At 66.3% G+C, this 4,236-nt stretch carries 3 protein-coding genes and 1 pseudogene; 2 read left to right on the forward strand and 2 right to left on the reverse strand.

Features of this window, described 5'->3' with window-relative positions:
• Nucleotides 1-79 precede the first annotated feature (79 nt).
• Both WBV89_RS00130 and WBV89_RS00135 read right to left on the reverse strand, forming a co-directional pair.
• Entirely contained in the window at nt 80-676 is a 597-nt protein-coding gene (locus tag WBV89_RS00130; protein WP_423979319.1) for a gamma-glutamylcyclotransferase family protein, read from the reverse strand.
• A 25-nt stretch (nt 677-701) separates the two neighbouring features.
• Nucleotides 702-1,055 (reverse strand): annotated as a pseudogene (locus WBV89_RS00135) (glutathione peroxidase); the annotation flags it as partial.
• A 267-nt stretch (nt 1,056-1,322) separates the two neighbouring features.
• Here WBV89_RS00135 and WBV89_RS00140 point away from each other — a divergent pair.
• On the forward strand, nt 1,323-2,729 hold the full coding sequence (locus tag WBV89_RS00140; protein WP_423979320.1) for a hemolysin family protein: 1,407 nt from the start codon (nt 1,323-1,325) through the stop codon (nt 2,727-2,729).
• On the forward strand, nt 2,726-4,063 hold the full coding sequence (locus tag WBV89_RS00145; protein ID WP_423979321.1) for a hemolysin family protein: 1,338 nt from the start codon (nt 2,726-2,728) through the stop codon (nt 4,061-4,063). Before WBV89_RS00140 ends, WBV89_RS00145 begins: the two co-directional genes overlap by 4 nt.
• Nucleotides 4,064-4,236 lie beyond the last annotated feature (173 nt).

Here is a 4,236-nt window from a genome sequence, read left to right on the forward strand (position 1 = left end):
GAGGTCGCCACGCACGTGATCGACAACAGCGGGGAGCTCGACGAGTTGACCCGCCAGGTCGACGAGATCTGGGAGGAGCTCAGCGAGTCGGAGGCCGCCGAGCCGGAGGCGGACCCAGCCTGACATCGACGATCGGCACGTCGGGTGGCAGCGTGCGGCGATACCAGTCCGCATGCGCCGGACCGAGTTCGGCGAACGCCGCGTCCACCAGATCCCAGTACGACCGCCGGACCCCGGCCGTTCCCGCATCGCGGTGCTGTCGGTATCGCTCGACGGCCACCTCGCGGGGAACGTAGACGGCGACCCGATCGTCGAGCCGCGCCGGAGCGGTCGATTCGAGCAGCGTGACCTGATCGGTCACGTCGACGCGGTCGTATGCCCGCTCGCGCCAATCGAGGTCGGCCAGCTCCTCCGCGTCGACGGAGAACACGACGCCGTTGATCGATTCGTCGGGGGCCGCCTCGATCCCGAGGGACACGACCAGACCACCCACGATCTCGGTGCCGTCGTCGCTCCGCCAGTCGCCGCGGAGGACTTCCGATCCGTAGTTCCAGGCGCGCCGGAATCCGGTGAGTTCTGCGACGTGCATGCCGGTCCCGAGCGTGACCGACCGTTTGATCGTGGTCTCGAGTGACGCCGGGGAGACCAGCGACCCGTATGCGAAGATCCAGGTCACCGGTCAGCTCGTCGACACGAGACCCTCAGCGGAACCGATCGAGGTCGGCAGCGACCTCTTCGGGCGTGGTCGGCGGTGCGTACCGCTTGACGACGTTGCCGGCTCCGTCGACGAGGAACTTCTCGAAGTTCCACGTGATGTCGGCGCTGTCTCCTGCGCCGGGCTGGGCTTCCTTGAGCAACGAGTACAGCGGGGCCTCATCGGCGCCGTTGACGTCGACCTTGGAGAACATCGGGAAGTCGACATCGAACTTCGACGTCACGAACTCGAGGATCTCGGCGTCGGTACCCGGCTCCTGATTCCCGAACTGATTGCACGGGATGCCGAGGACGACGAGGTCGTCATTGTCGTGGTGAATCGCACGCAGACCTGCGTACTGAGGTGTGAGGCCTCAAGCGCTGGCGACGTTGACGACCAAGGCCAGTCGGCCTTCGAAGTCGGAGAAGTCGACCTGATCGCCGGTGATGGACGTCATGGTGATGTCGTGGAAACTCATGGGCGCCGACCGTAGCGGCGGTCGGAGACGAACGGTGACACGCGGTCCGTCCGGTCTGGATATCATCCAGTGTTCACATGTCCGACGTTCCCCGATCCTCGATGACCCGTTCGCTGCGAGCGGTTCATCATCCACCGAGTCGCTGACGACATGTCGGACGGCCTGTTGACCGCGATCGGACTCGTCGCCGTCGTCGTGTTGATCGCTGCGAACGGATACTTCGTCGCGGCCGAGTTCGCGTTCGTCGCGTCCCGCCGCCAGAAGTTCGCCGAGGGAGCCGAAGAAGGCGATCGCAGGTCGATCAAGGCGATCGCCGTCCACAAGCGGATCAGCTTCATGCTGTCGGGCGCACAGCTGGGGATCACCGTCACCTCCCTCGTGCTCGGCTTCATCGCGAGGCCGGCGATCGCCGGCGCGATCGAGCCGATCTTCGAAGCCGTCGGTGTGAGCGAGAGCGCCGTGACCGGGGTGTCGATCACGGTGGCGTTCATTCTCGCGACGATCGCCCAGATGGTGTTCGGCGAGTTGGCGCCCAAGAACCTCGCCATCGCGAAGCCGGAGCCGGTGGCCCGCGCGGTCGCAGGTTCGTCTCTCGTGTTCATGAAGGTGGCGGGTCCGCTGATCAGACTCTTCGACGGATCCGCGAACCGACTCCTGCGATTGGTCGGGATCGAGCCGGTCGAGGAGTTGCACAGCGGGGTGTCCGCCGAAGAACTCGACCTGATCGTCGACTCGTCGGCCGAATCGGGGCATCTGACCGGGTCACAGGCCGGACTCCTGGAACGTGCCATCGACTTCGCCGACCTCGAAGCATCCGATGCGATGGTGGCATGGAACAAGGTCGTCACCATCGACGGCGGCGCGACGGCGTCGGATCTGCGTGATGCGATGGCCTCGCGGCGTTCGCGGTTCCCCGTTCTGGACGTCGACGGCAAGGTGGAGGGAATCGTCCACGCCAAGGATCTGCTCGGCGTCGACCGCGCCGCCTACGACACGGTGCACGTCACCTCGCTCATGCACGACGTCATCGCGGTCCCCGAGGCGGCGAGCCTGACCGTCGTGCTGACCCAGCTGCGCACCCACTCGACGGAGATGGCGCTCGTCATCGACGAGTACGGGGGGCCGGCCGGCATCATCACCTTGGAGGACATCGTCGAGGAACTCGTCGGCGAGATCGAGGACGAATACGACCCCGCCGAGACCGGCGACCGGTGGGAGACCGAGCCCGGGGTGTGGACGATGTCCGCCACGTCGCGTCCCGACGAGATCGAGCGGGCGACCGGACTCGAGCTTCCCGACGGCGAGTACGACACGGTCGCTGGTCTCGTGCTCGACCGGTTGGAACGGTTGGCCGAGGAAGGCGACGAGGTCGTCGTCGACGGTGTTCTGATCGAAGTCGTCGCGGTCGATGGGTACGCCATCGAAGAGGTGCGGGTCCGAGTCGTCGAACATCCGGACGACGACGGCGCGACCGACGCCGGCGCGACCGACGCCGACGGGACCGAGCCCGATGATGACCCCGGCTCTGACGCCGAGGCTCGGGGAGAACGCACGTGATCGGCCCGATGTTCGCCGCGGACGAAGGTATCGAGGTCGCGTGGGGCGCGCTCGGGTTGGCACTCGTTCTGCTGATCCTGAACGGCTTCTTCGTCGCGGCGGAGTTCGCGCTCCTCGCGTCGCGGCGGTCCCGAATCGAGCAGCTCGCAGCCGAAGGAAGCCGGAGCGCGAAGTCGGCGCTGGCCGGAATTCGCGAGCTGACGCTGATGCTGGCGGGCGCCCAGCTGGGGATCACGATGTGCTCGCTCGGTCTGGGTCTCGTGGCCGAGCCCGCCGTCGCGCACATCTTCGAGGGACTCTTCGGGCAGGTGTCGTTCCTGTCCGACACCATGTCGCACATCGTCGGCTTCGCGATCGCTCTGTCCATCGTGGTGTTCCTGCACATGGTGGTCGGAGAGATGGCCCCCAAGTCGTGGGCGATCTCGCATCCGGAGTCGTCGGCGATGAAGTTGGCACTGCCGTTCCGTGCGTTCGTGACCGTGTTCCGACCCGTCATCTGGTTGATGAACGGTTTCGCCAACCTGGTCGTCCGTGCCGTCGGCGTCGAGCCGCAGGACGAGCGCGCGATGGCACACTCGCCGAGCGACCTCCGACTGCTCCTGGACGAGTCCGCCGGCTCCGGTGGCCTGGCCGTCACCGAACACGAGTTGCTCACCCGCTCGCTCCAACTGTCGGGACTCACCGCGTCCGATGCGATGACGGTGCGTCGTGACGTCATCGCGGTGTCCGCCGACTCGTCGGCGCAGGTCGCGGCCGACGAGTCGTACCGCACCGGTCGCAGTCGGATCATCGTGTTCGAGGGCGACCTCGACCACGTCAAGGGATTCATCCACGCGAAGGATCTCCTGCGTCTGCCGAACGGGGTGTGGGCGTCGACGACGGTCGGCAGCATCACTCGCAACGTGATGGTGACCCCCGAGCAGCACCGACTCGAGGACCTGCTGCTCGAGATGCAGACCGAACGCCAACACATCGCCCTCGTGATCGACGAGCACGGAACCGTCGTCGGATTGGTCACCCTCGAGGACGTGATCGAGGAGTTGATCGGAGATTTCGACGACGAGTCCGATTCGCGTCACGACGCGTGCGAGCGGCTGGCGGACGGGTCGTTCCGGATCAACGGCACGCTCCGCCACGACGAGTTCGAGGAATTCACCGGAGTCGGGCTTCCCGACGGCGACTGGCAGACGGTCGCCGGATACGTCATCGCGGCCTTCGACGAGATCCCTGCCGTGGGCGACCGGGTCGAGACCGAGATCGGACAGTTCGAGGTGGTCTCGATGGACGCGTTCGCGATCGACTCGCTGCGCTACCACGTTGCGGCGTCGGCCTGACCGCCAGACATCGACCGAGCACGAACACCTGTTCTGGGTCGGTAGACTCCTGGGATGACCGACGTCGCTGATCCCGCTGTCGATTCCGCATCGTCCACGGCGAAACCGCCCCGAGGTGTGGAGCAGGATCTCGCGCTGCTGGGCGGCGACGTACAGGCCGAGAACTACGGCGT

The sequence above is a fragment of the Ilumatobacter sp. genome, from assembly GCF_049588435.1.
In the GTDB taxonomy this organism is placed as follows: domain Bacteria; phylum Actinomycetota; class Acidimicrobiia; order Acidimicrobiales; family Ilumatobacteraceae; genus Ilumatobacter_A.

Excerpts from the sequence above, each read along its gene's own strand:
- WBV89_RS00140 (WP_423979320.1), top strand. The coding sequence starts at position 1,323 with ATGTCGGACGGCCTGTTGACCGCGATCGGACTCGTCGCCGTCGTCGTG.